Below are 25,908 nucleotides of genomic sequence, written 5' to 3'. Positions count from 1 at the left end.
GGGGATGGGTCGGCGGGGTCGGCCGGGGTGCGGGGGCGGTTCGGCGGGGTGGGGGCGTGCGCTTCTCGGCTCCGTGGTGGCCGGAGGGTGCGGTGGCCGGAAGGTGCGGTGGTCGGACGGCGCGGGGGCGGTTGGTGAACTCGGGTGCGGGAGGAAGGGGTTGGGGTGATCGGTGACGACGAGGGGATGAGGCTGTACCGGGCGCGGCCGGGCGGGCGGACGTTCCGTCCGGCGGTGCGGCGGTTGCCGGTGGGGATGTCGTTGGCGCTCGCGCTGAGCGGGGCGGCCGGGCTGGTCCCGGCCCTGGCGGTGCTGGGGGAACGGCACGCGACCTGGTTCGCCCTGGGCGCGTTCGCGCTCGGGTGCGCGGTGCTCGGGGCGAACTCCCGCCCGGCCGCCGCGCCGCTGATCGCCGTGGCCGCCTGGCTGTTCTTCAACGGCTTCGTGATCCACCGTCATGCCGTGCTGGGCTGGTCGAGCACCGGCGGCGAGTTCGGCCGGCTCGCCCTGTTCTGCACGGCCGCGCTGACCGCCGCCCTCCCGGCGGTCTGGCCCCGGCGGACGGTACGGGCGCTGCCCGTGGCCCCACCGGAGGCCGACGGCGGCCCGCCGGGACGTGCGCTCTGAACGGGACGGACCAGGAGGGGCCGGCCCGGCGGGCCCGGCGGTCCTGAACGGGCCGGCCAGGGCGGTCCGTTGCGGTGCGAGCGGCGCGGTGCGAGCGGTGCGGTGCGAGCGGCGCGAGTGGTGCGGTGCGGGGCGGGGTCCGGCCGGGTACACGGGGAAGGACGGGATCACGGACGGTTCGGCCACCGTTCACGGATCAACCACCTGTTGGTGGTGGGCCATTCGGCCGGAGCGAGGACTGTCATGCCCGCCCTGACGCACCCAACCTCCCCCGAGGACGGAAACCCGTGACCGCATCGCTCGCCGCCCGTTGGCGCCGCAGCCTCGCCCCCTCGCTCGCCGCCGCCACCGCCCTGGTGGCCGGCGTCCTGACCGCGGCCCCCGCCCAGGCGGCCCCGGCGGACGACATCCGGATCAACGAGGTCGTGACCACCGGCAGCGTCAACGACTCGATCGAGCTCTACAACAAGGGCACCGCCCCGGTCGACGTCTCCGGCTGGGTCCTCAAGGACGACAGCAGCTCGTCCAACTACACCATCGCCTCCGGCACCACCCTGGCGCCGGGCGCCTTCCGCGCCTTCGACGTCTCGGGCTCCTTCGGCCTCGGCTCCAGCGACAAGGCCCGCCTCTACCTGCCCGGCGGCTCCACCCTGGTCGACAGCTTCACCTGGACCAGCCACTCCGCGCCGTCCTGGTCGCGCTGCGCCGACGGCACCGGTGCCTTCAAGTCGGCTGCCGTGACGCTCGGTTCCGCCAACGCCTGCGGCACCGGCGGCGGCTCCACCACCCCGGTGGCCTGGCCCGGCAGCTCCACCGTCGCCACCGCCGACGGCTCCAACGTCTTCGGCTCCGACCTGAGCGGCCTCGCCCTGGAGGGCAGCAGCGTGCTCTGGGGCGCGCAGAACTCCGGCAAGCTCTGGCGCCTGGTGCCCAACGGCTCCGGCGGCTGGAAGCCCGACACCGCCAACGGCTGGACCTCCGGCAAGACCCTGCGCTTCACCAACGGCTCCGGCGCCCCCGACGCCGAGGGCGTCACCGTCACGTCGGCCGGCGCGGCGGGCGGTGTCTTCGTCTCCAGCGAGCGCGACGGCTCCGGCAGCAGCCGGCTCTCGGTGCTGCGCTACGACGTCTCCGGCACCTCCACCTCGCTGACCGCCACCAAGGAGTGGAACCTGACCGCGGACCTCCCGTCGGTCGGCTCCAACGCCGGTCTGGAGGCGATCACCTGGGTGCCCGACGCGGCGCTGACGGCGGCCGGCTTCAAGGACGCCTCGACGGGCGCGGCGTACGACCCGGCCGGCTACGGCGCGCACAGCGGCGGCGTGTTCTTCGTCGGTCTGGAGGGCAACGGCTCGGTCTACGGCTACGTCCTGCAGGACTCCGGCACCTTCACCAAGGTGGCCACCGTCAGCTCCGGCATGAGCGGCGTGATGGACCTGGAGTGGGAGCCGCAGGCCAGCCGCCTCTGGGCGGTCTGCGACGACACCTGCAGCGGCCAGCACCGCACCTTCACGGTGAACGCCTCCGGCGCCTTCGCCGTGGCCGCCGTCTACAACCGGCCGACCGGCATGGCGAACCTGAACAACGAGGGCTTCGCGGTGGCGGGCGCGGCCGAGTGCGTCGGCGGCTCCAAGCCGGTGTACTGGTCGGACGACTCCAACACCAGCGGGCACGCGATCCGCAAGGGCAGCATCAGCTGCTGACGCTTCGTCCGACGCGGCGGCCCCGTCCCCTCCGGTGGGGGCGGGGCCGCCGTTCGTCCGTCGGTGACGGCCGGCCTCAGCGGGCCGGGCGGACGGGGTGCTTGCTGAGGATGGAGACCCGGTTGAAGGCGTTGATGGTGACGGCCACCCAGATCACGGCCGAGATCTGCTCCTCCGTCAGCGCGGCGCGGGCCTGCGCGTAGGCGTGCTCCTGCGCGGTGTCGTCGGAGGGGACGGTGGTGGCCTCCGCCAGTGCGAGGGCGGCGCGCTCCTGGGGCGTGAACAGCGGGGTGTCGCGCCAGGCCGGCAGCACGCCGAGGCGCTGGACGCTCTCGCCCTCCTGGAGCGCCGCCTTGGTGTGCACGTCCAGGCAGTAGGCGCAGCCGTTCAGCTGGGAGACCCGGAGGTTGACCAGCTCCACCAGGCGACGGTCCAGACCGGCCTCCGCGGCCGCGACCCGGACCGCCTCGCCGGTGGCGCGCATGGCGCGGAAGGGTTCCGGGTGCTGCTTGTCGATGAACACGCGCCGGGGAGCCGGAGCGGTCGTCACATCGGTCGCGGTGTCGGTCATGGGGACTCCAGTGGTCGGTGGCGATCATCAACGATCTTCCCATGGCATAATAGTTGAATCTGGAACGATCGGGCTCAGCGGGAGGAACTGCCATGGACTATGTCGAGACCGGTGCCGTGCAACCGTCGGTCGGGGCCCGCCCCTCGGTCGAGGTGCTGCCGGTGCGGGACGTGCCGCTCGGCGGTCCGCGGTCGATGACCGTCCGGCGCACCCTCCCGCAGCGCGGCCGCACCCTGATCGGCGCCTGGTGCTTCGTCGACCACTACGGTCCCGACGACGTCGCCGACTCGGGTGGCATGGACGTCGCGCCCCACCCGCACACCGGCCTGCAGACCGTCAGCTGGCTGTTCACCGGTGAGATCGAGCACCGCGACAGCCTCGGCGTCCATGCCTACGTCCGCCCCGGCGAGCTCAACCTGATGACCGGCGGCCACGGCATCAGCCACTCCGAGGTCTCCACCCCCGACACCACCGTCCTGCACGGCGTCCAGCTCTGGGTCGCCCTTCCCGACGAACACCGCCACGCCCCACGGGACTTCCAGCACCACGCCCCGACCGCCGTCCCCCTCGGCGGCGGCGAGGGGGACGGCGGCGAGGCCCGGGTCTTCCTCGGCACCCTGGCCGGCGACACCTCCCCGGTGCCCACCTTCACCCCGCTCCTCGGCGCCGAACTCACCCTCCGCCCCGGCGCCACCGTCACCCTCGCCGTCGACCCCGGATACGAGCACGGCCTCCTGGTCGACCGCGGCACCGTCCTGCTCTCGGGCACCACCCTGAAGCCCGCCGACCTCGGCTACCTCGCCCCGGGCGCGGGCGAGTTGACCCTCACCAACACCGCCGACACGGACGCGGTCGCCGTCCTGATCGGCGGGCCGCCGTTCGGAGAGGAGATCGTCATGTGGTGGAACTTCATCGGCCGCACCGACGCCGACATCCGCCAGGCCCGCGAGGACTGGGAGCACGGCGACCGCTTCGGCACCGTCCAGGGTTACCCCGGCTCCCGCCTCCCCGCCCCCGAACTCCCCGCCATCGCCCTCAAGCCCCGCGGCAACCGCAACTGACCGGCGGGCCCGGGGCGCAGCTCGTGCCCTCCCGGGGCGGCCCGGCCCGTCGAAACGCGACGCGCGCGCTTCGAACCGGCCGTCCCGGGGCACCTCTCCTCACGAAGACGGACGCATACGCACCGCCGTGAACGAGGAGACCGGATGAACCAGCCCGAGCCGCAGGACGAAGCCCTCCGCCGTTCGTCCGCCTTCCTGGTGGACGAGGCCCTCGGCTTCCTGTTCCCCGCCGCCCTGCGCGCCGCCGCCGAGGCCGGCGTGGCCGACCACCTCGCGGACGGCCCCCGCAGCCCCGCCGAACTCGCGTCGGCCACCGGCACGGACGCCCGCAACCTCCGCCGGGTGCTCCGACTGCTCGCCACCCGTGACGTGGTGACGGAGGATCAGGACGGCCGGTTCGTGCTGACGGACGCGGGGCAGGCGCTCCGCGGCGACGTCCCGTACTCCGCCCGCTCGGCCGTCCTGATGCTCACCGACGCCACCATGTGGCGGCCCGCCGGCGATCTCTCGCGCTGCCTCACCGAGGGCACCACGGCGTTCGAGGGCATCTTCGGCATGCCGTTCTTCGACCACTTCGCCAAGGACGCCCGTACCGCCGCCGTCTTCCACGGGGGCATGGCCGCCATGTCCGACGCGGAGAACGCCCCCATCGCGGCGGCCTGCGACCTCCCCGAGGTCGGCACGGTCGTGGACATCGGCGGTGGCCACGGCGGTCTCCTCGTCGAGGTCCTGCGCCGCCACCCCCGGCTGCGGGGAGTCCTGTACGACCGGCCCCACGTCCTGGCCGGCCACCGGTTGGCCGACGCCGACGGGGAGATCCAGGGTCGCTGGACCCTGAGCGAGGGCGACTTCTTCACCGCCGTCCCGCCCGGTGACGTCCACCTGCTCAAGCGCATCACCCACGACTGGGACGACGACCGGTGCGCCACCCTCCTCGGTCACTGCCGCCGCGCCCTGCACCCCGGCGGCCGCGTCCTGATCCTCGACGCCGTCGTCCCCGAGGGCAACGCCCCGCACCAGTCCAAGACCCTCGACCTGATGATGATGGCCTCCCTCACCGGCCGCGAACGCACCGCCGCCGACTTCGAGACCCTCCTCGCCACCGCCGGCCTGCGCCTGTCCCGCATCACCCCGACCGGCACCGTCCTCTCGGTCGTCGAAGCCGTCCCGGCCTGACGCCCCGTCAAGGGGCGAGCCCCGCCGGACCGTGGTCCGACGGGGCTCGGGGTGGGGAAGGGTGGGCGAGGCCGGAGTCGAACCGGCACAGCGATGCGGGGGCTTTACAGGCCCTTGGGCTCTCCAGTGCCCAGCTCGCCCTCGGTGGTGAAGCGGAGGAGGTGGGGGTCGAACCCACACGGGTGCTCGCGCACCCCGACGGTTTTCAAGACCGCGGCCGGCGCCACCTGTCGGCTGGCTCCTCCGTGAACTTCTTTGTGCTGCGCGGAGAGTGCGCGGATCGAACGCGCGCGGGCTTTCACCCGACTACGGCTTAGCAAGCCGCTGCCTTACCACTCGGCCAACTCTCCTGGTGCTGCGCTGCCGGACGAGGATTCGAACCTCGAACTTCCTGATCCAGAGTCAGGCGTGCTGCCAGTTGCACCATCCGGCACTGCGGGGCGGCGGCACAACGCGAAGGCCGCCCGGACGGGGTCTCCCCCTGGGCGGCCTGGCACGTGACGGTGCCGGTCTCTACCGCGTGGAGGGATACCCCTGGCTCTGCTGCGAGCTCGAAGAACGCTGATACGACTGGCTGTTGCTCATGACGTGCGTTCCTCTCCGTGGCGGTGGTGCCGGGCTGATGCCCATACTCTGCGGCAGCGGGCACTGTCCGTGCAACCGCATTTCCGCCGGCCCGGACAGGGGCTTGGGAGGCAACGGGTCACCACTGCCACCGCGGCGTCCAGCACGGCCGCTTCACCGGCCATCCCTACGGGGCACGGGGGTTCGCCCCGCCCGAGCAGTCCACCCGTCCCGGGCTGCGCGTGGCCGGGTGCCGGCTCCGCGCAGCCCGGCGGGTCCTCGGCGGGCATCGTCGGTATGTGGTGCGAGTGTTGTCAGCGGCGCGAGTCGTCTCGGTCGGTCGGGGTCCCTTGCCGCGGTCCGAGGGGCATGGCCTTGAGGCGGGTGACCGGGGAGAGGGCGAGGCCGATCACGACGGTGGCGGAGCCGACGGCGGCGACGGTCAGGGCCGGTCCGGGGCCGATCCGACCGGCCAGGAGTCCTGCGGTCAGGCCCCCCAGGGCGCCGCCGCCGAAGAGCAGGGTTCGGAACGCCGCCGTCATCCGGCCCATCATCGACTGCGGGGTGAGGGTCTGCCGCAGGCTGACGATGACGACCCCGGCCACACCAAGGCCGAGGTAGGTGGTGAGGAAGGAGAGCACGCACATCGCGATCGTCACCGGCCGGGGCCCGGTCGCCGTGGCGAGCAGGGTCGGGCCGAGCAGCAGGGCGGACTGGGCGACCAGGTAGACCCGGCCGACCGGGAACCGTGCGATGACCCGGCGGCTGATCAGCGCGCCGAGGAGCCCGCCCACCGAGGCGGTGGCGAAGATCGCGCCGAGGGCGGTCGGGCCGAGGCGCAGGTCGTGGGTGCCGTGCAGCAGGAACATCGTCCACACGGTGACCATCGAGAAGTTGCAGCAGAACCCGACCAGGGCGAGGGCCCGCAGCACACCGTCCCGCATCACCCAGCCCAGCCCGTCCCGGAGTTCGCGCAGCAGGTGCCGCTCGGCGGCCGGTTCGGGGCGTGGCTCGCGTGTGCGGATCAGCAGCAGTGAGACCAGGGAGACGGCGTACGAGCAGGCGTCCACCAGCAGGGCCACCGGGGCGGAGAGCGCCGACACCAGGACGCCCGCGAGTCCGGGGCCGGCCACGTCGGCGGCGGAGGAGCTGGCACCCGTCTTGGCTCCGGCCTCGACGTAGTGCTCGGGCTTGCCCACCAGCACGGGCACGTACGACATCCAGCTCACGTCGAACGCCACCGAGGCGATGCCGACGGCGCAGGCGATCACCAGCAGGACGGGCAGGTCGAGGGCGTGCTGCCAGTACAGCAGCGGGACCAGGGCGAGCAGGACCAGCCGGACGAGGTTGGCGCCCAGCATCACGGGCCGGCGCCGGACCCGGTCGGTCCAGACCCCGATCAGCAGGGCGAGCCCGAGGTAGGGGGCGAGTTGGAGGAAGCGCAGCAGTCCGACCTGTTCGTCGGTGGCGCCGAAGGAGAGGGCGGTCAGGGGGAGTGCGAGGTTGGTGATCTGGGTGCCGAGCAGGGAGACCGTCTCCCCGAGCCAGAACTTGAGGAAGTCGCCGTTGCGCCAGAGGCTTGGGGACGTTTCGACGGTGGTGGTGGTGTCCGTCCGCTCCGAGGTCCGGGTCACCGGGTGCTCCCCGCGAGCTCGGCGATCGTCGCGGCGACCGCGTCGACCTCGTCCTCGGTGTTGTAGTAGTGCGGGGAGAGCCGCAGGCACCATTCCACGCCCTTGTCGGCGAAGTCGAACTGGGCGAACTCCCGGTAGCTGAGCGCCGAGTTGATGCCGCGTCCGTCGATCGCCGCCTTGAACGGCAGGGCCTGCCAGCCGTCGATCCCGAAGGTGACCAGGGCTGCGGGGGACGGGCCGCGGTCCAGCAGGCGTACCCCGGGAACGTCGGCCAGCCGCTCGCGCAGCCGTCCGGCGAGGGCCGGGGTGCGCCGGGCGATCGCCGCGGGGCCGACCCGCAGCGCGTAGCGGACGGCGGCCGCGCAGCCGAGCACGGTCGCGTACGGGAACTCCCACTCCTCGAACCGGGCCGCCGTCTCCACCGGGCGGTACGCGCCGGGTGCGGTCCAGCGGGCGCCGTACATGTCGATGAACAGGGGTTCGTATCCGGCGTCCAGTACCCGGTCCGAGACGTACAGGAAGCCCGAACCGCGCGGTCCGCGAAGGAACTTGCGGCAGGTGGCGGTGAGCAGGTCGCAGCCGATCGCCTCGACGTCGATCTCGTACTGGCCGACCGACTGGCAGGCGTCGACCAGGTACAGCAGGTCGAGCTCGCGGCAGTGGCGGCCGATCTCGGCCACCGGCTGGACCAGGCCGGAGTTGGTGGGCACGTGGGTGACGGCGACCAGGCGCGGGCGGTCGGTGCGCATCAGCGCTGCCATCGCCTCGACGTCGACGCCGCTGCCGTCGGGGTGATCCGGGGCGTGCACGACCTCGACGCCGTGGCGCCGGCGCAGCGAGAGGAAGGCGATCTGCTGGGAGACGAAGTCGTTGCGGGTGGTGAGGACGACGTCGCCGGGCCGGAAGTCGATCGCGGACAGGGCCTTGGAGTAGGCGTGGGTGGCGCTGCCGGCGAAGGCGATGTTCCCGGGCCGGGTGTGGAGGAGGTCGGCGATCGAGGCGTGGAAGTCGGCGACCTCGGCGGCCCGTGCGTCGGCGGCCTCGTAGCCGCCGACGGCTGCCTCCAGGTGCAGGTGGCCGACCATCGCGTCGAGCACCGGACGGGGCGTCAGGCCGCAGCCGGCGTTGTTGAAGTGGATCACCGATTCGCAGCCGGGGGTGTCGGCTCGCAGGGCGGCGAGGTCCAGGAGCGGTTCCGCCTTGGAGCTGAAAGCGCTATTGTGTATCGTCATGTCCGACGGTAGCAGTACTGATGCACTGGTGGCGATCCTCCGGTCGGAGATCGCCGCCCTGACCCCCGGCGACCGGCTCCCCAGCAGCCGCGATCTGATCGCCCGTCACGGGGTCGGCCCGGTCACCGTTTCCCGCGCCATCGCCCAACTGGCCGCCGAGGGCGCGGTGGTGACCCGGCCGGGCAGCGGCACCTACGTGGCGGCCCGCCGCCCCGGCCGGGACGACGGTGCCCCGGACACCTCCTGGCAGGCCGTCGCGATGGCAGGCCGCGACTACGACCCCGGCGAGGGCGACGACCACGCGGAGCGCCCCCGCGAGGGCGTCATCACGCTCTCCGGCGGCTACCTGCACGAGAGCCTCCAGCCCACCAAGGCACTCGGCGCGGCCCTGGCCCGCGCCGCCCGGCGGCCGGACGCCTGGCACCGCGCCCCGGCGGCGGGCCTGACACCCCTGCGCGCGATCTTCGCCCGCCAGGCCGGGAGCGGCGTGGAGCCCGACGACGTCCTGATCACCGGCGGCGGCCAAGGCGCGCTGTCCATGCTGTTCCGCGCGATCGCCGTCCCCGGCAGCCCCGTCCTGGTCGAGTCGCCCACCTACCCCGGCGCACTGGCCGCCGCCCGGGCGGCGGGCCTGCGACCGGTCCCCGTGCCCATGGACGAGGACGGGATCCGCCCCGACCTGCTCGCCGACGCCTTCGCCATGACCGGGGCCCGGCTGCTCTACTGCCAGCCCACCTTCCACAACCCCACCGGCACCGTGCTCGCCCCCGAGCGCCGCCGCCGGGTGGTGGACGTGGCCCGGGCCGCCGGAGCGTTCCTGATCGAGGACGACTTCGCCCGCCACCTCGGCCACGGCCGACCCGTCCCGCACCCGCTGCTCGCCGACGACCGCGACGGCACCGTGGTGCACCTCACCTCCCTGACCAAGCCCGCCTCGCCCAGCCTGCGCATCGGCGCCGTCGTCGCCCGCGGCCCGGTCATGCAACGCCTGCACGCCATGCGGCGGGTGGACGACTTCTTCATCGCCCGCCCGCTCCAGGAGGCCGCCGTCGAACTGCTCAGCACCCCAGTCTGGGACCGTCACCTGCGCACCCTGGCCGGTGCTTTGCGCGACCGCTGCGCGACGCTGTCCGACGCGCTGGCCCGCGAGCTGTCCGACTGGACCCTCGACCGCACCCCGGCCGGCGGGCTCCACCTCTGGCTCCGGCTTCCCCCCGGTCTCGGCGCCACCGAGGTCTCCGAGGCCGCCCGCGCCCGCGGAGTCTCCGTCAACGCGGGCCACCGCTACTTCCCCGCCGAGCCACCGGCCGCCCACCTGCGCCTCGGCTTCGCCGCCGCCGCGTCCCTGCCGGAGCTGACCTCAGCCGTCGGCCGACTGGCCGCCGCGGTCCGGACGACGCACCCCGCCTGACGGAAGCGAGCGCCAGCCCCCGTCCTGGATGCCGACGCGGCCACCCTCGGGCCGGTCGTCGCCGTTCGCGAGTCCACCGTTCCTCGACCGGGAACCGACGACGCGCATCCGCCGGCGCAGTGCGCCACGACCGCCGCACAGTCACGGCCGTTGGCCGGCGGGAGGGGGTTGGACCGTGCTGGTTGTCGAGAGCGGCGCGGACCCCACGCTCAGTAGGCGCGTTGGAGCTCGCGGAGCCACATTCCCATTGCGGCGAAGGTCGCGACCACGAGGGTGATGGTCGCGGTGGCGGCGCCTTGGCCGGTCAGGGACCAGGCAGCGGGGGCGGTGACGGCGCCCGCCGCGATGCAGGTGAAGGCGCAGCGGAGCTGCCATCCGGCCTTCGGAGGTGGCGGGGAGCGGTACAGCAGCGGAGCTTCGGGGCAGTCGTCCCAGCCGGGCGGCTCGCCGGGGTGCAGGCGGTCGGAGGGGACGAGCGAGCTGCCGTTGGGGAGCACGAGGACCACGCGGCCGCCGGCCGTCCGTTGGTGGACCGTCACCGCGGTCCCGTCGGCCGCGTCGCTGCCGCGCAGGGCGGCCTCGGCCCGGCCGGGCACGACCGGTTGCCAGCCCTCGTGCACGGCGCCGGACGGGCCGCTCCACCGTACGTGGACCACCGGGCGGGAGGCGTTGCGGCCGTGGGGAGCCCGGCCGGCGCGGGCGGTGCCGGGCAGGGACGGGCTCCGGAGGACCAGCAGGTACCGGGCTGCCCGGCCCGCCCAGAACACCGCCACCGCGGCGCCGGCCGCTGCCGACAGCAGGAGTGGGACGAGCTGCAGGTCCCGCAGGTCGGAGACGTCCTCGGCCTCGGCGGGCACGGCCCGGGGATCGGTGCCGTCGGGGTCGTAGCGCAGCGGGTAGGCGTCGCCCGGGTGGTAGCGGTCGGGGTCGGAGAGGGAGAACTTCCCGCTGTGCCGGGCACCGTGCGCGTCGGTCCACGTCACCACGGCGGACGAGCCCCTGCCGCGTTCGACGCGTTCGACCTGGCCGACGGCGGTCGCGGTGGCCCGTTCGACCTCGGCGTTCGTGCGGGCCAACGCCAGCCAGAAGGCGACGGGCACCGCAGCGCACAGCGCCAGGACGAGGGCCAACTTGCTTAGTACGGCCATCAGTTCCGAGCGCAGCACGATCGCTTCCTTCTCTGGTGTCGCATTCTGAGGGTCTCCGCAGCCGCCCGCCCGATGACGGGGACCGGAGCGGGCCGGACGGGGGGAGGGGCGGACCGAGCGTCGGTCGTGCCCTCCGCCGGGGCGAGGGGAGCGCGGGTGGTCAGGCGGTGACCTCGATGGTGGTGCTCACCGGCTGACCTGCCGGGGACGGCACCGGGCTCGGGGCGGTGCGTCCGATGATGCCGCTCAGCAGCGCGGTCAGATCGACGCCGGTGGTGGAGTTGAGCAGTTCGAGACCCTGGGTGACGTTGTCGGCGACCGTCCTGGTGAGCTGGCTCGCGCCGTCGGTGGAGATCACCGTGAGCTTGTCGATCGCACTCAGCGGCTCGGAAGCCTTGCCGACGACCTGGGGCAGGGCCTCGACCAGCATCTGTATCACCGCCGCGTCGCCGTACTGGGCGAGCGCCTCGGCCTTCTTGCGCATCGCCTCGGCCTCGGCGAGTCCCCGGGCCGCGATGGCGGAGGCACCCGCCTCGCCCTCGATCCGCACCGCCTCCGCGAGCGCGGCGCGGTGTGCCTGCTCGCCCAGGCCGGTGAGGCGGGCGCGCTCGGCCTCCGCCTCGGCCTCCTTGACCAGAGCGACCTTGCGGGCCTCGGCCTGCTGCTCGGCCTGGTAGCGGGCCGCGTCGGCGGGCTTGCGGACCTGGGTGTCGAGCTGACGGTCGGTCAGCGCGGCCTGCCGCTCGGCGACCTTCTCCTGTTCGGTGAGCACCTCCTGCTGGCGGGCCGCTTCGGCGAGCGGGCCGGCGGCGTTCGCCTTGGCGGTCGCGGCCTCGGTCTCCACTCGGATCTCGGCCTGCTTCAGGTAGAAGGTGCGCTCGGCGACCGCGACCTCCTCGGCGGCCTTCAGCCGTGCCTGCTCCGAGGCCCGCCGGGCGTTCGACTCGGCGATGTCGGCCTCCTGCTTGGCCCGGGCCGCCTCGGGCCGGCCGAGGTCCTCGAGGTAGGTGCCCTCGGTGGTGATGTCCTGGATCTGGAAGGCGTCCAGGACCAGGCCCTGGCCGGAGAGGCTGGCCTCGGCCTCCTCGGCGACCTGGCCGGCGAAGGCCGCGCGGTCGCGGATGACGTCCTCCACCGACATCCGCCCCACGATCGCGCGCAGGGCGCCCGAGAGGACCTCCTGGGTGAAGCGGACGATGCCGTCCTGCTGCTTGAGGAAGCGCTGGGCGGCGGCGCGGATGGCGTCCTCGTTGCCGCCGACCTTGACGATCGCCACCCCGTCGAGATTGGCCTTCACGCCGCGCAGGGTGACGGCGCCGCGCACCGCGATCGGGATGTGCCGGCTGGAGAGGTCGAGGGTGAACTTCTGCTGCACGAACGGCACGACGAAGACCCCGCCGCCGACGACGACCTTCTGACCGCTGTTGTCCGTGCTGACGCGGCCGGTCTCGGGGTTGGTCGAGGTCTTGCCGCGGCGGCCGGTGATGATGAAGGCCTCGCTCGGGCCCGCGACCTTGTAGCGGGTGACGACGACGAGGACGAGCAGCAGCAGGAGGACGAACACTCCGGCGACGGCGGTGACTACTACTGGACTCATGAGGTGTCCCCCTTCGCCCTGTGGAGGGCGGCTGATGGTTCGCTCCGGGTGCTCCGGAGTTGTGCGCGGGTTGGTCAGGGCCGGGTGGGGCGGACCGTGACGGCGGTGGGCGACAGCACGCCGTCGACCCACACCTGCTTGCCGCGCTCGATCGCTGCGGTGCTCCGGGCCGAGACCTTCACGGGCTGCCCGCCGGAGCGCAGCAGGACCTCGCCGAAGCCGTCGGGCCGGATCTCGGTGACGACGGTGCCCGTCGTTCCGACGAGGCCCTCGGCGGTGGGTGTGGTGGCGGAGCGGTCCCGCATCAGTGCCCGGTTGAAAGCCCAGGTCAGCCTGCCTGTCGCGGTTCCCGCCAAGAGGCCGGCCACGACTGCCGCGGTCGTTCCCAGCGAGGTGACGCCGTGGACGAGAGCGCCGACGAAGCCGAACATCGCGACGAACCCGGCGGCGACCGGCAGCGACAGCAGCCCGTCGAGCGCACCGGCTGACGCACCGTCGAAGAGGCCGTCGAGCAGCCCGTCCAGCACCAAGGAGAGGGCGAGGACGGCGATGCCCGCGAGGCCCAGCCCCAGGAACAACGCCATGTCCCGCCCCCTCCTCGTGGTGCTCCCCCGTCGGGCTGAATCGTTGCAGGAGAGGGCCGTGGAGTTCATTGCCGTGTCCCGGCAGTCTTTACGTGTTCTTAATGCCGCCTCACGGCAGCTTCCGACTCCGACGGGTCGGCGGCGATGACCAGCACGGTTGCCGCAAGCCCCGGAAACCCCGGCGAGTGGTGCCGACGCCGGGCGATCACCGATACTTCCGGGAAGCGGAAGACAGGAGCACGGCGTGACCCAGGCGGTACCGGACAGCCATCTGGCGGCGTACGCGCGCGTCCTGGCGCAGGTCGCCGACACCGGCCGCAGGCTGAGCCGGGACGAACTCGAGGCCTGCCGCCTGGCGGGCGAGCAGGCGGCCGAGACGGGGCAGAGCCTGCGCGCCGCCGTCCGCGCCCATCTGGCCGCCACCCGGACCGCGTGGCCCGCCGCAGGATCGGAGCGCACCACCACGGTGCTGGCCGCCGTGGAGCAGGCGGTGGACGCCTTCGCGGAGGGCCACGAGCGCGCCCAGCGCCTGGCGGTGCGTCAGGAGGAGACCGCCCGGCGCGAGTTCATCGACGACCTGCTCTACGGGCGCAGCGACCTGGGCAGGCTGGCGGAGCGGGCCAAGCACTTCGGGCTGCTGCTCTCCCACGCGCACGCGGTCGCCGTCGCCCAGGGGCCGGACGCCTACTCCGACGGTGATCCGGTCACCCGGCAGGTGGACAGCGCGCTGATCCACCGCTTCGGCAACCGCCGGATCCTGCTCACCACCAAGGAGGGCCGCCTGGTGTGCGTCGCACCGGGCGACGAGGACGACGTGCTCGACTACTTCGCCCAGCAGACGAGCGCCGCCACCGGCTCCGCCCTGGTGGCGATCGGCCGTCCGCACCCCGGTGCGGGCGGCGTCGTCCACTCCTACGAGGAGGCGCTCGGCGCACTGGACCTCGCCGGGAAGATGGACCTGCCGGGATCCGTCCTGCGCGCCTCCGACCTGTTGGTCTTCCCGGTCCTGAGCCGGGACCGGCAGGCACTGGCCGACCTGGTGACCGGTGTGCTGGACCCGCTCCGCAAGGCCCGCGGCGGGCCGGCCACGCTGCTGGAGACGCTGTCGGTGTACTTCGACTCCGGTTGCGTCTCGGCCGAGGCGGCGCGCCGGCTGCGCCTGAGCGTGCGGGCCCTGACCTACCGACTCGACCGGGTGCAACGGCTCACCGGCTCCGACCCGACGGACCCGGTGCACCGCTACACCCTGCAGACCGCCGTCATCGGCGCCCGGCTGCTGGACTGGCCCGCGAACGACCCCTCGGGTTGAGTGTCACGGCTGCCTGGAACGATGCGTGGAGCTCGGCGCCGCCATCGGGTCCGAGCGCCACGATCCGAGGAGTGCGCCCGTGCTGACCCTTCGTCAGGCCGTCTGTGTGATCGTCCACGACACGAGTGCCGGGCGGATCGCCGCCGTGAACTACGCGAACGACAGCTGGGCGAAGGAGCCGACGTGGACCGTCCCCGGGGGCAAGGTCGAGGAGGGCGAACGCATCGACCTGGCCGCCGTCCGGGAGCTGCGGGAGGAGACCGGGCTGGTCGTCGAGCCCGCCGACCTGCGGCTGGTGCACACGATCCAGGTGCGGGAGGGCTGGGACGGGAAGGGCGGTTTCCTGCTCCACGCCTTCGCCACCACCCGCTTCGACGGAGAGCTCACCAACAACGAGCCGGACAAGCACCTGGCCGTGACCTGGGTCCCCGCCGACCCCGACCGGTTGCCGATGCCGATGTTCGTGACCTCCCACGCGAGCCTGCTCGCCCACCTCACCGGTTCCACCGGCTTCTCCACCCACGGCTGGGAGCACGACGCCGACCCCCGCGCCGTCGTCCGCGCACGGCCGCCGCGGTCGTGACGCCTGACTTTGGGCGCCTCCCTGACGAGTCGTGGCCGGGACCTCTGGATGTGCGCAAGGGCTGGACCCGTGAGGTCCAGCCCTCCGGCTGTGGCAGCAAAATTGGGCAGTGGGATTCGTTCTTCTGAGGCTAGGTTCGTCGGATGACCGATGAACCCCTCAAGCGTCTGGCCGGGGCCGAGGACGACGGCATCTGGGACCGTTTCTATGACAAGTTCGACTTCCGCCCCAGCATCCATGCCTTCCCCGGAATCACCGAGACTTCGCCGTCGATCACATGGAGCCTCGACGCGCTGAGCGACGACCCTGGCGGCCGAAAGCTCGACCGTCTGGTCGATGTGGTGCAGGAAGGACTCGCTGGTTGCAGCGCCCCGGGGGAGTCGTTGTGGATCTTGGATTGGCAGCACACGTGCTATCGGCTCCGTCCGGATCTGCCGGCGACCGACATGTTCCTGCCCCGAGTTCTTGAAGGGAGCTCGCGTGAGGGCTGGCCACTCAGCCCGTATCCGGATGGGGACTACTACATCTTCCTGGCAGAGGACCTGCGTTTTGGCACCTTCGGCCACCCCTGGGAACACTCCCTCTGCGTATTCGGTGGCGAACTGCTCGAAGCGATCCAGGACGACCTGCAGCAACTGCTGCAGGTCGTCCTTCGCCGGGACGGGAAGGCTGCCGGCTGAGGCTCACGCCGCTCGCTCCCACGCAGAGAGCCGTCCAACGCTGCGTCAGTTCGTGCTCGCGAAGAGGGATTCCTGGGTGGCCTGGTAGCGGTAGGAGATCAGGGTGCAGCGGAAGGTGATCCGGTCGGCGATGGCCGCGCAGAGGCGGGCGCGTGATGCCCGCGCTACCGTACGTCCGGCCGGCCCGGCGTGGCTCGAAGGCGGCCGCTCCGGCGGGGGTGACGAGGGGTCAGGCGGGGGTGGGCTGGGTCTCCGGGAGGGCGGGGATGCCGGCGGCGCTGGGGAGGATGTGGGTGTGGGGGTGGGAGGCGAGGTAGGCCTGGTTGACCTTGCCGGTGAGGACGCCGACGACGACGCCCGCGCCGGCGTTGGTGCCGGCCTGGAGGTCGACGGCGGTGTCGCCGGCGGCGAGGACGGCGCGGACGTCGAGGACGCCGGTCTTCTCCATGGCGCGGTGGATCATGTACGGGGCGGGGCGGCCGCGGCCGACCTCGTCGGAGGTGACCACGGCGTCGAGGTTGCCGCCCTCGCCGGTGGACCAGCCGATGGCGGCGAGCAGCGGGACGGCGACGTCGTCGCTGAAGCCGGTGGTGAGGGCGACCTTGATGCCGCGGGAGCGCAGCTCGGCGAGGGCCTGCTCGACGCCGGGGAGGGGCTGCGGCGGAGTGGCCAGGTAGGCCTCGCGCAGGTACTCGGCGAAGGCCCGGTAGCTCTCCTCGACCAGTTCGGGGGTGGGGGTGCCGCCGCCGAGGCGGACCAGGGCGTCGATGGCCTCGCGCTTGTCGGTGCCCATCCAGGTCTGCAGGTCCTCGTCGGCGACGGCGACGCCGTTGCGCTCCACGGCGGCGCGCAGCGCCTGGTAGACCGCGCCGGCCTCGTCGATGGTGGTGCCGGCCATGTCCAGTACGGCGAGCTCGATCACGTGTCAGTCCTCTTCGGTGCGGGTGCGGTGGTGTTGACGGGAGCGGGAGCGGGAGCGGGAGCGGGAGCGGTGGCGGGGGAGCGGCCGGCGACGGTGCGGCCTTCGAGGGTGTTCTCGATGGTGAAGGTGGCCATCGCGGGGAGGTAGCGGTCGTCGCCATACTCCAGCGGTTCCCCGTCGCTGGAGGAGGTGATCCGGCGGACCCGCAGCAGCGGATCGCGGGGCCGGACCTCCAGCAGCTCGGCGTCGGTCGCTCCGGCGGCGATGGCGTCGATGGTGTGCCGGGCGCGGTACAGGTCCACGCCGCGGCGGAGCAGTTCGGCGTTGACCGAACCGGAGTCCGGGTCGAAGTCGAACAGGTGGCGGCCGACCTCCGCGACGAAGCTGGAGCGTTCCAGCATCGCGGGGACGCCGTCGAGCAGCCGCAGGCGGACCAGCTCGACCACGTGGTCGTCCTCGGTCAGGCCGAGCCGGGAGGCGGCCGGCTGGGACGCCCGGCGGCGGGAGACCTCGACCGTCCGCTGCCCGGGCTCCCGGCCGATCGACTCGGCCCACTCGGTGAAGGAGAGGAAGGTCGCGAACGGCTGCGAGGGCGCGGTGCGGCGGGCCACGGGCGGGCGGCCGCGGCCACCGACCAGGTTGCCCTCGCGGCGCAGTGTGGCCAGGGCCTGGCGGACCGGGCCCCGGGAGACGCCGAACTCGGCGCACAACTGGGCCTCGGTGGGCACCGGTTGGCCCTCGGGCCAGGCCCCGGTGTTGATCCGGCGCAGGAGCTCCACGCTGAGCCGCTGGTGCAGCGGCCCCTCCGAAGTTGTCTTCACAACTCGACTATGACACTACGTCGGCGGATTCCCAAGAGGTGACCTGAGGTGCGATTTTCCTGGTGAACATCAGATGTCACCCAGGTGAGCAGAAGGAAAGTTGTCTATACAGCCATTGACAGGTGCTCGGCCGGAGGGAAGTCTGGGCGGCATGAGCACCGCACCTTCTGACCTGGTCGTCGTCGGGGCCGGCATCGTCGGCCTCGCACACGCCTTCGAGGCCCTCGCCAACGGCCTGTCCGTCACCGTCGTCGAACGCGACCGGCGCCCGGTGGGCGCGTCCGTCCGCAACTTCGGACACTGCTGCATCGGCGCCCAGTCAGGGGAGTTGCTCGACATCGCCCGGCTCTCCCGCAGCGGCTGGCTGCGCGCGGCCGCGGCCGCCGGGTTCTGGGCGCGCGAGGCCGGCGCCCTGGTGGTGGCCCGCTCGGAGGCCGAGGCGGCCGTCCTCGAGGAGCTGCACGCCGACCGGGGCGGGGACGCGGTGCGGCTGCGCAGCGCGGCCGAGACCGCCGCGGTGCTCGGCCGGCCGGCCGTGGGCGACCTGGTCGGCGGGGCGTTCCTCCCCGACGACCTGCGGGTGGACCCGCGCGAGGCGGCTCCCGCGCTGGCGGCGTGGATCGCCCAGCAGCCCGGCGCCGAGATCCGGTGGGGCACCTCCGTCACCGGCGTGGAGCCCGGCACCGTGCACACCAGCCGCGGCCCGGTGCACGGCCGTCAGATCCTGGTCTGCGTCGGCCACGACCTCGACCACCTCTTCCCGGAGCCGGCCGAGCGCCACGGGATCGAGCGCTGCCGCCTGAACATGGCCCGGGTCAAGGCCCCCGCCGCCTTCCGCACCGACTCCGCCGTGCTGACGGCCACCTCGATGCTGCGCTACGACGCCTTCACCGCGCAGCCCTCGGCGGCCCGGCTGCGCGAGGAAGTCCTCGCCCACAGCCCGGAGTTGGTGGAGATCGGCGCCAACGTCATGTTCACCGGCCTGCCGGACGGCACCATCCTGGCGGGGGACTCCCACCACTACGACGACACCACCCCGCCGTTCCTGGACGAGCGGGTCTCCCGGCTGCTGCTCGACGCGATCGCCGACGTGCTGGGCGTCGAGCGCCTGGAGGTGCTCGAACGCTGGCAGGGCGTCTACGCCAGCAGTGCCCGCGGCCCGCTGCTGGTCCGCGACCTCGCCCCCGGCGTCCGGGCCCTCTCGGTCACCTCGGGCGTCGGCATGACGCTCTCCTTCGGCCTCGCGGCCCGCACCTTCGCGGGCACGCTGGAGCCGACCGAGCTGGAGCCGACCGATCTGGAGCCGACTGAGCTGGGGCCGACTGAGCTGGGGCCGACCGCGCTCTGACGGCCCGTCGGGCGGTCGGTAGGTCGCCGGGAGCCCGTGCGGCCGAAGGGCTGACCTGCGGCGTGGTGCCGCCGGGGGCCCGGCTGATGATCACCTAACCTGACGCGGTGTCACCGGGCCCGGTGGCGTACGGCTGCGCGGACGGAGCGGTGCGGTGGGTGCAGCGGACACGCACGCGGTGTCGCGGGGGTCGAGGCTGCGGTCCTGGCTGCTGGAGGGCCTGTCCGACCGGGCCAAGCAGCACCCGGGGCCGCACGCGGACGGCCCGGAGGGGCACAAGGGCGCGCGCTGGTGGCGGGTGATGTGCCTGACCGGCCTGGACTACTTCTCCACCCTCGGCTACCAGCCCGGCATCGCGGCGCTGGCGGCCGGGCTGCTGTCGCCGGTGGCGACCATCGTGCTGGTGGTGGTCACCCTGGCCGGCGCGCTGCCGGTGTACCGGCGGGTGGCCGCGGAGAGCCCGCACGGCGAGGGGTCGATCGCGATGCTGGAGCGGCTGCTGTCGTTCTGGCAGGGGAAGTTGTTCGTGCTGGCGCTGCTGGGCTTCGCCGTCACCGACTTCATGATCACCATCACGCTGTCGGCGGCCGACGCCACCGCCCACCTGGTGGAGAACCCACACCTGCACGACGCCCTGTCGGGGCGTCAGGTGCTGATCACGCTGGTGCTGATCGCGTTGCTGGGCGCCGTGTTCCTCAAGGGGTTCAGCGAGGCGATGGGCGTCGCGGTGGTGCTGGTCGCGGTCTACCTGGCGCTGAACGTGGTCGTGGTGGGCAACGGGCTGTGGCAGCTGACCCAGGAGCCGCACGTCGTCCAGGACTGGTCCTCGGCCCTGACGACCGAGCACGGCAACGTGTTCGCGATGATCGGGGTCGCCCTGGTGGTCTTCCCCAAGCTGGCGCTGGGCCTGTCCGGGTTCGAGACGGGCGTGGCGGTGATGCCGCACATCGAGGGCGACCCCGGCGACACCGAGGAGCGCCCGACCGGCCGGATCCGGGGAGCGCGCAAGCTGCTGACCACCGCCGCGCTGATCATGAGCACCTTCCTGATCACCAGTAGCTTCGTCACCACGCTGCTGATCCCGGAGTCCGCCTTCGAGGTCGGCGGCCCGGCCAACGGGCGGGCGCTGGCCTACCTGGCGCACGAGAACCTCGGCAACACCTTCGGCAGCGTCTACGACCTCTCCACCATCCTGATCCTGTGGTTCGCCGGAGCCTCCGCGATGGCCGGCATGCTCAACCTGCTGCCGCGCTACCTGCCCCGCTACGGCATGGCCCCGGCCTGGGCGAGGGCGGTGCGGCCGATGGTGATCGTGCTGACCCTGATCGCCTTCCTGGTGACCTGGATCTTCGACGCCTCGGTGGACGCCCAGGGCGGCGCCTACGCCACCGGCGTCCTGGTGCTGATCACCTCGGCGGCCATCGCCGTGACCATCGCCGCCCGCAAGGCCCGCCAGCGCGGCTGGACCGTCGCCTTCGCCACCATCGCCGCGGTCTTCGTCTACACCACCGGCGACAACGTCGCCGAGCGCCCGGACGGGGTGAAGATCGGCGCCTGCTTCATCGCCGCGATCGTGCTGGTCTCGCTGCTCTCGCGGCTCAAGCGCGCCTTCGAACTGCGGGTCACCGACGTGGTGCTGGACGAAGCGGCCGAGCGCTTCCTGCGGGACTACACCCACCGGCCGCTGCGCCTGGTCGCCAACGAGCCGGACCGCCGCGACCTGGCCGAGTACCGGGACAAGAAGCGCCAGATCCGCGCCGACAACGACATCCCCGAGGAGGACGACCTGGTCTTCGTCGAGGTCACGGTCAGGGACCCCTCCGAGTTCGAGGCCGAGCTGACCGTGTGCGGCGAGGTGCTGCACGACCGCTACCGGGTGCTGACCCTGGAGAGCTCCAGCGTCCCCAACGCCCTGGCCGCCCTGCTCCTGACGGTCCGTGACCGCACCGGGCTGCGGCCGCACATCTACTTCGAGTGGACCGAGGGCAGCCCCTTCGCCCAGTTCTTCCGCTTCTTCCTGCTCGGCCAGGGCGAGGTCGCCCCGGTCACCCGCGAGGTCCTCCGCGAGGCCGAACCGGACCGCTCCCGCCGCCCCCGCGTCCACGTCGGGTAGGGCGGACCCGCGATCGCAGCCGCACGGGTAACGAATCCGCACGGACTTGTCGGAAAACCCCGCCCGGTTCCGTGCCCTGTGGAACGGTCGTGGCCAACGCACATGACGGCAATGGGAGTTGGCCATACATGGGAAACAGTTCCGGAGACGAGTGGATGGACCTGGCCGACGCGGTGGCACTGCTGCGCCGGCAGATCGCCCAGGCCCAGCGGCAGGCCGCGGAGAGTCCGGCCGATGACAGCGATGTCCGGTTCGCCGTCGGGGAGATCACGCTCGAACTCGGCATGGAGCTGACGGGAACCCGCAGCGTGAACGGGGGCCTGCGGTTCGCGGTGGTCAGCGCGGGCGGCAAGGCCGAGCGGGCGAGCAAGGCCACGCACAAGGTCACCGTGAAGCTCACTCCGCAGGACGGTGCCGGAGAGGTCGTCTTCGTCAGGGACGAGGTGCAGGCGAACCACCCGTAACGACGCGGCACATTGGGGGAACGGTGGAGTTCGACCGAAGAGTACAGCTGTGGGTCCACCGCGAGGACGGTACGGCGTTCGGGTCCGGGTACATGGTGGCTCCTGGGCTCGTCCTGACGGCCGGGCACGTCGTCGAGGACGCCATCAAGTCAGCGGGCGTCAGGTTGACGGTACGGCGACCTGACGGCGGTGAGGAGCAGTTTCCCGCAGAGGTGGTGTGGCTGCGGATCAACAAGGTGACGGACGCGGCGCTCGTCGAGATCCAGCCGTCCTACCTGTCCCGGAGCGAGGCGCACCAAGCGGTGCCCGAGTCGCTGGCCGACACGCACATGTGGCCTCCGCAGCGGTGGGGGGTGGTCATTGGGGACCGGCCGCACGAGGTCTCCATCGCCGGCTTCCCCCGGATGGAGGACGACACGGCCGGGAGCAGGTCCTCGGACGCCCGGGTCGCCACGAACCGGCGTCTGGACGGGCGGGTCAGCGGACGGCTCGTGCCGGGAATCGGGGGGCACGCGGGCCGCTACGAGATCGTGAGCGACGACGCCACCCGCCCTGTGGAGACTCCGCCGAGGACCACCGGCTGGTCCGGAATGTCGGGAGCCGCCGTGATCGCCGAGAGCCCCCAGGGCGATCTGCTGTGCGGGGTGGTGTGGGCCGACATCACAGGCCGGGGTGGGAAGGGCACACGCCTGACCGCGGCCCAGACGTCAGTGCTCTTCAAGGACCCCCACTTCACCGCGATCATCGCCAGGCACAGCAAGTGGCCGCCCGTGCTGGAGGCCGTGGAGCCCTCGGCGCTGCTGGAACCGGCGGCGAAGCTGCGGGATCCGCTGTCCCCGACCATGCTGCTGCGCGCGGATGCCGAGGCCGTCCGCTTCCGCGGGCGCGAGGAGGAACTGCGGGAACTCGGCGATTGGTGCGAGAAGGACGACGCTCCCTTTGCCGTGCGGGTGATGACCGGGCCCGGCGGGCAGGGAAAGTCCCGTCTCGCGCGTCGGCTGAGCGAGCTTCTCCACGCCAAGGGGTGGGTCACCGGGCACCTGCGGGGCGAGCTCCGCGATCTCGACCAAGGCCAGCTCGACTCCTTGGAGACCGCGCTCCCCTTCCTCATCGTGATCGACTACGCGGACGTACGCCCGCTGTTGGTGCGGCACGTCATCGATCGCCTTCGCAGTTGCCGGCACCGGACGCGCCTCCTGCTCCTCGCCCGTGCGGACGGGCGGTGGCGGACCGACGCGCTCACCGCCGCCCACGCCGACGAGATCCTCGCCCGAGCACCGGTGTCGTCACTGCGGGCGCTGGCACCCGAGGACGGTCCGGCCGAGGACCGGGTCGCGTTGTACGACGACGCGGTGGCGGATCTGTCCGAGCTGCTGGAGACGGTTCCCGAGCTGCCGGGCCGTCCACCGGCAGGGTGGCCCGCGCTCGGCAGCGTCCTGCGTGCGCCGCGCGATCCGGACGACCCGGTCTACGAATCCGCGCTCACCGTGCAGATGGCCGCGCTCGTCGCCCTCCTGCAGAGCGGCTCGAAGCCGGTCGAGGCGGGTGAGGAGCCCCACGAAGCCACGCTGCTGCGGCACGAGCAGCGCTACTGGATCCGCTCCGCGAAACGGTTCGGACCTGCTGGTGACACGGACCACCTGCAGAGGGCCGTCGCGGTCGCGACGATGTGTGGGGCAGCCGACCCGGCTGAGGCCGTCGCGGTGATCAGTACGCTCCCGGACGTCCCGGCCGACCGGGCCTACTGGGTCGCGTCCTGGCTCCGCACCCTCTACCCGCCCGGGCCGGGAAGGTACTGGGGAGGAATCCAACCCGACCGTGTCGGGGAGTACCACGCCGTCCGTGTGCTCCTGGATTTCGACCGACCGGTCCCGCTGGCTGCCCTGCTGAGGCGCTGCTCGGCCGAGCAGCAGGTCCGGCTGTTCACGGTCCTGGTCCGCGCCTCGAACGGCATCGACGACGCGGAGCGCTTGGCCGACGTCGAACGGGCACTGCTCGATGCCGTGGAGTCCGTCGACTTCGCGCCGAGCACGCTCTCCGAACTCTCGTTCGTCCCCATGCTCAGCCGTAGGCGCGTTGGCGACCTCGGGCGCATGAGCAGGCTCGGACTGCTGCTGGCCGAGAAGGACGTCTCGGTGCGGCGCGAGCTGGCCCAGGACGGTTCGACGGCCTCCCGGATCGAGCTCGCCCGCGCTCTGGCAGGGCTGAACCACGCACTCGGCACGGTCGGCCGGAGAGAGGAGGCCCTGCAGGTCGGGCAGGAACGGCTGAGCCTCTGGGAGGCAGTCGCCTCGGACACCCCCGGCCGGGACCACATGCACGCCCAGGCGCTGGACGACCTGAGCTCCGACCTCCGCATGCTCGGACGCCACGACGAGGCGATACGCCAGGCGCGGCGGGCGATCGACCGGTTCGAGGAACTGGCACCGGCCGATCCGGATGCCCGGGAGGCCCTACCCTTCAAGCTCCAGGTCCTCACCGACATGCTCCGCAACGAGGGCCGCGTGGACGAAGCCGCGGACGCTCTGCACCGCGCGGTGGAGACCACGACGGAGCTCGCCGAACAAGACCCTGACGAACTGTTCGATCTGACGCTTCGGCGGTCCAACCTCCTCGCACTCCTGATGAAGGCGGGCAGGATCGCGGAAGCCCGGCAGATCGCTGCCGACCTGGTCGAAGCCGGCCGGACCGCTGCCCGCCGAGACCCCCAGCACAGCGGATGGGTGCTGATCACGGCACTCGCCAACCTCGCCGTCCTCCACAAGCACCTTGAGGAGATCCCGGAGGCGTGCTCCGCCATGGAGGAGTCCATCGCCCTCGCCGAACACGAACGGCGGCTCGGGCTGGACAGCGAGACGACGAACTACGGCATCTGCGTGAACTCCCTCCAGCTGTGCCTGTGGCAGAACGACGGCGCCCCCGGTGCCGAGTTCCTCCGCGGTCTCCGTCGTGCACTCGACACGTGGTACCGGCTCGACTACACCGACTTCGACGAGATGCCCTCCGCCGACCTGTTCTCCCGGGTCGCGAACGTCCTGATCGAAGCCGGCCTGTGGCAGGCGGCCCTCGAACCCGCGCTGGCCGCGCTCCTGCACGCGTACCGCTTGGTGGTCCAGGACCCCGATGCCCACGTCGGCATGTTCCTCCGAGCGATCACCACCATGGACGGGATCCGTCCCCACGCCCGCGAAGAATGGTTCACTGCCACACCGGAGCTGGAGGAACTCTGCGGCCAGCTCGCGCAGTTGAGGGAATCGGCCGAGGAGAGCGCGATCGGCGCCAAGCTCTCCTCGCCGACGTTCTCCCCCCGTGACCACCATCGTGAGATCCACTCGCTGAACGACTACGGCATCACCCTGCAGGAACGGGGTGAATTCGCCGAGGCCGCCAAAGCCCACACTCGGGCCCTCATGCTCTTCCGTGAGGTCCATGACCGCCACGGAGAAGGCCTGGCCCTGGCCGCCCTCGGCGTCGCGCTGCAGGAACTGGGCAGGCTCACCGAGGCCGTCGACACCCACACCCAGGCCCTCGCCGTCTTCCGGGACCTCGATGACCGCCACGGGGAGAGCCAGGCCCTGAACGACCTCGGCGACACCCTGCGAGAGGCGCGCCGGCCGGACGAGGCAGTCCGCGTCCTTGCCCAGGCCGCGACCTCCTGCCGCGAGCTGGGCGACCATCAAGGCCAAGGCCGTGCCCTGAACAACCTCGGCCTCGCCCTGCAGGACGCCGGTCGGTTCGACGAAGCCGTCGAAGCGCACATCAGTGAACTCGCCGTCTACCAGGCGCTCGGCGACCGCCAGAGCGAAGGCGAGGCGCTGAACAACCTCGGCATCGCTCTCCGCGAGGTAGGGCGACTGGACGAGGCTGTCCGTGCCTACGCCGGCGACCTGATCATCTGCGAGGAGTTCGGCGATCACCATGGCGGAGCCAAGACACTGAACAACCTCGGCATCGTGCTGAGGGACCTGGGCAGGTTCGAGGAGGCCATCGACGCGCACACCCAGGCCGCCACCATCTTCGCCGCGTTCGACGACCGCAGAGGCGAGGAGGTGGCGCGGCGGAATGCGGCCATCGCGGAGAAGGCGGCGAAGCGGGCGGGCAGGCGCTGGGGTCGAGGCCGACCTTCGTAGCCCTCATCCGTTCACAGCCTGCGAGCTGCGGCCGCCCAGGTCTTGGTGCACTACGGCGGGGCCGTGGCCTCGGCGGGTCTGGTGGGCGGGGCGGTGCCAAGGGGGCGTCAGGATCGGTGGTGCGGGCGCAAGGAGGGCGTCAGGGGAGGCGGGGAGGGCGCGTGTGTGCGCCTAGGGTCGTGCTCGAAGGGAGTCGGGGCGGTCCGTGGGGGACGCTCCGCTTCCACTCC

General features: G+C 72.5%; 20 protein-coding genes and 4 tRNA genes. 12 read left to right on the top strand and 12 right to left on the bottom strand.

Annotation, left to right across the window (positions count from 1 at the left end):
- Positions 1–165 precede the first annotated feature (165 nt).
- Positions 166–627 carry a hypothetical protein gene (locus tag ACWEPF_RS21405; RefSeq protein WP_452173781.1) on the top strand — a complete coding sequence of 154 codons (462 nt, stop codon included), beginning with the start codon at positions 166–168 and terminating at the stop codon, positions 625–627.
- 287 nt (positions 628–914) lie between these two features.
- Entirely contained in the window at positions 915–2,330 is a 1,416-nt protein-coding gene (locus tag ACWEPF_RS21400) for a lamin tail domain-containing protein (protein ID WP_452173780.1), read from the top strand.
- A gap of 76 nt (positions 2,331–2,406) precedes the next feature.
- Here the strand turns inward: ACWEPF_RS21400 and ACWEPF_RS21395 are convergent, their stop codons facing one another.
- Positions 2,407–2,901, bottom strand: coding sequence for a carboxymuconolactone decarboxylase family protein (locus ACWEPF_RS21395; RefSeq protein WP_449795098.1), 495 nt, complete (start codon positions 2,899–2,901; stop codon positions 2,407–2,409).
- Positions 2,902–2,993: 92 nt separating this feature from the next.
- Between ACWEPF_RS21395 and ACWEPF_RS21390 the strand changes: the two genes are divergently transcribed.
- Both ACWEPF_RS21390 and ACWEPF_RS21385 read left to right on the top strand, forming a co-directional pair.
- On the top strand, positions 2,994–3,962 hold the full coding sequence (locus tag ACWEPF_RS21390; RefSeq protein WP_452173779.1) for a pirin family protein: 969 nt from the start codon (positions 2,994–2,996) through the stop codon (positions 3,960–3,962).
- 144 nt (positions 3,963–4,106) lie between these two features.
- Positions 4,107–5,138: a methyltransferase gene (locus ACWEPF_RS21385; RefSeq protein WP_452173778.1), complete on the top strand. Its 1,032-nt coding sequence runs from the start codon at positions 4,107–4,109 to the stop codon at positions 5,136–5,138.
- A gap of 62 nt (positions 5,139–5,200) precedes the next feature.
- Here ACWEPF_RS21385 and ACWEPF_RS21380 read toward each other — a convergent pair.
- The 6 genes from ACWEPF_RS21380 to ACWEPF_RS21355 all read right to left on the bottom strand — a co-directional run bounded on the left by ACWEPF_RS21380 (position 5,201) and on the right by ACWEPF_RS21355 (position 8,568).
- Positions 5,201–5,279: transfer RNA gene (locus tag ACWEPF_RS21380), tRNA-Tyr, on the bottom strand.
- A 12-nt stretch (positions 5,280–5,291) separates the two neighbouring features.
- A tRNA-Ser gene (locus ACWEPF_RS21375) sits at positions 5,292–5,383 on the bottom strand.
- 20 nt (positions 5,384–5,403) lie between these two features.
- Positions 5,404–5,488, bottom strand: a tRNA-Ser gene (locus ACWEPF_RS21370).
- A gap of 10 nt (positions 5,489–5,498) precedes the next feature.
- Positions 5,499–5,571, bottom strand: a tRNA-Gln gene (locus ACWEPF_RS21365).
- Positions 5,572–6,016: 445 nt separating this feature from the next.
- A complete protein-coding gene (locus ACWEPF_RS21360; RefSeq protein WP_452173777.1) occupies positions 6,017–7,336 on the bottom strand; it encodes an MFS transporter in 1,320 nt (439 codons plus the stop codon).
- Positions 7,333–8,568, bottom strand: coding sequence for an aminotransferase class V-fold PLP-dependent enzyme (locus ACWEPF_RS21355; RefSeq protein WP_452173776.1), 1,236 nt, complete (start codon positions 8,566–8,568; stop codon positions 7,333–7,335). The genes ACWEPF_RS21360 and ACWEPF_RS21355 overlap by 4 nt, the downstream gene beginning before the upstream one ends.
- On the opposite strand from ACWEPF_RS21355, the gene ACWEPF_RS21350 reads away from it, so the two are divergent.
- Positions 8,567–9,979, top strand: coding sequence for an aminotransferase-like domain-containing protein (locus tag ACWEPF_RS21350; RefSeq protein ID WP_452173775.1), 1,413 nt, complete (start codon positions 8,567–8,569; stop codon positions 9,977–9,979). The two genes, ACWEPF_RS21355 and ACWEPF_RS21350, sit on opposite strands and share 2 nt — an antisense overlap.
- 209 nt (positions 9,980–10,188) lie before the next feature.
- On the opposite strand, the gene ACWEPF_RS21345 is transcribed toward ACWEPF_RS21350, so the two are convergent.
- From ACWEPF_RS21345 to ACWEPF_RS21335, 3 genes are all read right to left on the bottom strand, one after another.
- Entirely contained in the window at positions 10,189–11,145 is a 957-nt protein-coding gene (locus tag ACWEPF_RS21345) for a hypothetical protein (protein ID WP_452173774.1), read from the bottom strand.
- Between the two features lie 142 nt (positions 11,146–11,287).
- The gene (locus tag ACWEPF_RS21340) at positions 11,288–12,724 is read right to left on the bottom strand and encodes a flotillin family protein (protein WP_452173773.1); all 1,437 of its coding nucleotides are present in this window, start codon (positions 12,722–12,724) and stop codon (positions 11,288–11,290) included.
- A gap of 74 nt (positions 12,725–12,798) precedes the next feature.
- On the bottom strand, positions 12,799–13,308 hold the full coding sequence (locus ACWEPF_RS21335) for a hypothetical protein (protein ID WP_452173772.1): 510 nt from the start codon (positions 13,306–13,308) through the stop codon (positions 12,799–12,801).
- A 244-nt stretch (positions 13,309–13,552) separates the two neighbouring features.
- On the opposite strand from ACWEPF_RS21335, the gene ACWEPF_RS21330 reads away from it, so the two are divergent.
- The 3 genes from ACWEPF_RS21330 to ACWEPF_RS21320 all read left to right on the top strand — a co-directional run bounded on the left by ACWEPF_RS21330 (position 13,553) and on the right by ACWEPF_RS21320 (position 15,880).
- Positions 13,553–14,617, top strand: coding sequence for a helix-turn-helix domain-containing protein (locus ACWEPF_RS21330; protein WP_452173771.1), 1,065 nt, complete (start codon positions 13,553–13,555; stop codon positions 14,615–14,617).
- Between the two features lie 79 nt (positions 14,618–14,696).
- A complete protein-coding gene (locus ACWEPF_RS21325; RefSeq protein ID WP_452173770.1) occupies positions 14,697–15,200 on the top strand; it encodes an NUDIX domain-containing protein in 504 nt (167 codons plus the stop codon).
- Between the two features lie 143 nt (positions 15,201–15,343).
- Positions 15,344–15,880: a DUF2716 domain-containing protein gene (locus ACWEPF_RS21320; RefSeq protein WP_452173769.1), complete on the top strand. Its 537-nt coding sequence runs from the start codon at positions 15,344–15,346 to the stop codon at positions 15,878–15,880.
- Between the two features lie 229 nt (positions 15,881–16,109).
- Here the strand turns inward: ACWEPF_RS21320 and ACWEPF_RS21315 are convergent, their stop codons facing one another.
- Together ACWEPF_RS21315 and ACWEPF_RS21310 are read right to left on the bottom strand one after the other, a co-directional pair.
- Positions 16,110–16,802: a phosphonatase-like hydrolase gene (locus tag ACWEPF_RS21315; RefSeq protein ID WP_452173768.1), complete on the bottom strand. Its 693-nt coding sequence runs from the start codon at positions 16,800–16,802 to the stop codon at positions 16,110–16,112.
- Entirely contained in the window at positions 16,799–17,623 is an 825-nt protein-coding gene (locus ACWEPF_RS21310; protein WP_452173767.1) for a GntR family transcriptional regulator, read from the bottom strand. Before ACWEPF_RS21310 ends, ACWEPF_RS21315 begins: the two co-directional genes overlap by 4 nt.
- Before the next feature lie 151 nt (positions 17,624–17,774).
- On the opposite strand from ACWEPF_RS21310, the gene ACWEPF_RS21305 reads away from it, so the two are divergent.
- From ACWEPF_RS21305 to ACWEPF_RS21290, 4 genes are all read left to right on the top strand, one after another.
- A complete protein-coding gene (locus ACWEPF_RS21305) occupies positions 17,775–18,971 on the top strand; it encodes a TIGR03364 family FAD-dependent oxidoreductase (protein ID WP_452173766.1) in 1,197 nt (398 codons plus the stop codon).
- A gap of 154 nt (positions 18,972–19,125) precedes the next feature.
- Positions 19,126–21,084, top strand: coding sequence for an APC family permease (locus ACWEPF_RS21300; protein WP_345280405.1), 1,959 nt, complete (start codon positions 19,126–19,128; stop codon positions 21,082–21,084).
- A 128-nt stretch (positions 21,085–21,212) separates the two neighbouring features.
- Entirely contained in the window at positions 21,213–21,548 is a 336-nt protein-coding gene (locus ACWEPF_RS21295) for a trypco2 family protein (RefSeq protein WP_452173765.1), read from the top strand.
- Between the two features lie 23 nt (positions 21,549–21,571).
- The gene (locus tag ACWEPF_RS21290) at positions 21,572–25,678 is read left to right on the top strand and encodes a tetratricopeptide repeat protein (protein ID WP_452173764.1); all 4,107 of its coding nucleotides are present in this window, start codon (positions 21,572–21,574) and stop codon (positions 25,676–25,678) included.
- The last annotated feature ends 230 nt before the right edge of the window (positions 25,679–25,908 follow it).

It is taken from the genome of Kitasatospora sp. NPDC004289 (assembly GCF_053602875.1).
The sequence above is the reverse complement of the archived record's forward strand: the minus strand, read 5'-3'. Positions and strand labels throughout refer to the sequence as shown.

Excerpts from the sequence above, each read along its gene's own strand:
- ACWEPF_RS21350 (WP_452173775.1), top strand. The coding sequence starts at position 8,567 with ATGTCCGACGGTAGCAGTACTGATGCACTGGTGGCGATCCTCCGGTCG.
- ACWEPF_RS21320 (WP_452173769.1), top strand. The coding sequence starts at position 15,344 with ATGACCGATGAACCCCTCAAGCGTCTGGCCGGGGCCGAGGACGACGGC.
- ACWEPF_RS21335 (WP_452173772.1), bottom strand. The coding sequence starts at position 13,308 with ATGGCGTTGTTCCTGGGGCTGGGCCTCGCGGGCATCGCCGTCCTCGCC.
- ACWEPF_RS21385 (WP_452173778.1), top strand. The coding sequence starts at position 4,107 with ATGAACCAGCCCGAGCCGCAGGACGAAGCCCTCCGCCGTTCGTCCGCC.
- ACWEPF_RS21390 (WP_452173779.1), top strand. The coding sequence starts at position 2,994 with ATGGACTATGTCGAGACCGGTGCCGTGCAACCGTCGGTCGGGGCCCGC.
- ACWEPF_RS21355 (WP_452173776.1), bottom strand. The coding sequence starts at position 8,568 with ATGACGATACACAATAGCGCTTTCAGCTCCAAGGCGGAACCGCTCCTG.
- ACWEPF_RS21340 (WP_452173773.1), bottom strand. The coding sequence starts at position 12,724 with ATGAGTCCAGTAGTAGTCACCGCCGTCGCCGGAGTGTTCGTCCTCCTG.
- ACWEPF_RS21395 (WP_449795098.1), bottom strand. The coding sequence starts at position 2,901 with ATGACCGACACCGCGACCGATGTGACGACCGCTCCGGCTCCCCGGCGC.
- ACWEPF_RS21295 (WP_452173765.1), top strand. The coding sequence starts at position 21,213 with ATGGGAAACAGTTCCGGAGACGAGTGGATGGACCTGGCCGACGCGGTG.
- ACWEPF_RS21305 (WP_452173766.1), top strand. The coding sequence starts at position 17,775 with ATGAGCACCGCACCTTCTGACCTGGTCGTCGTCGGGGCCGGCATCGTC.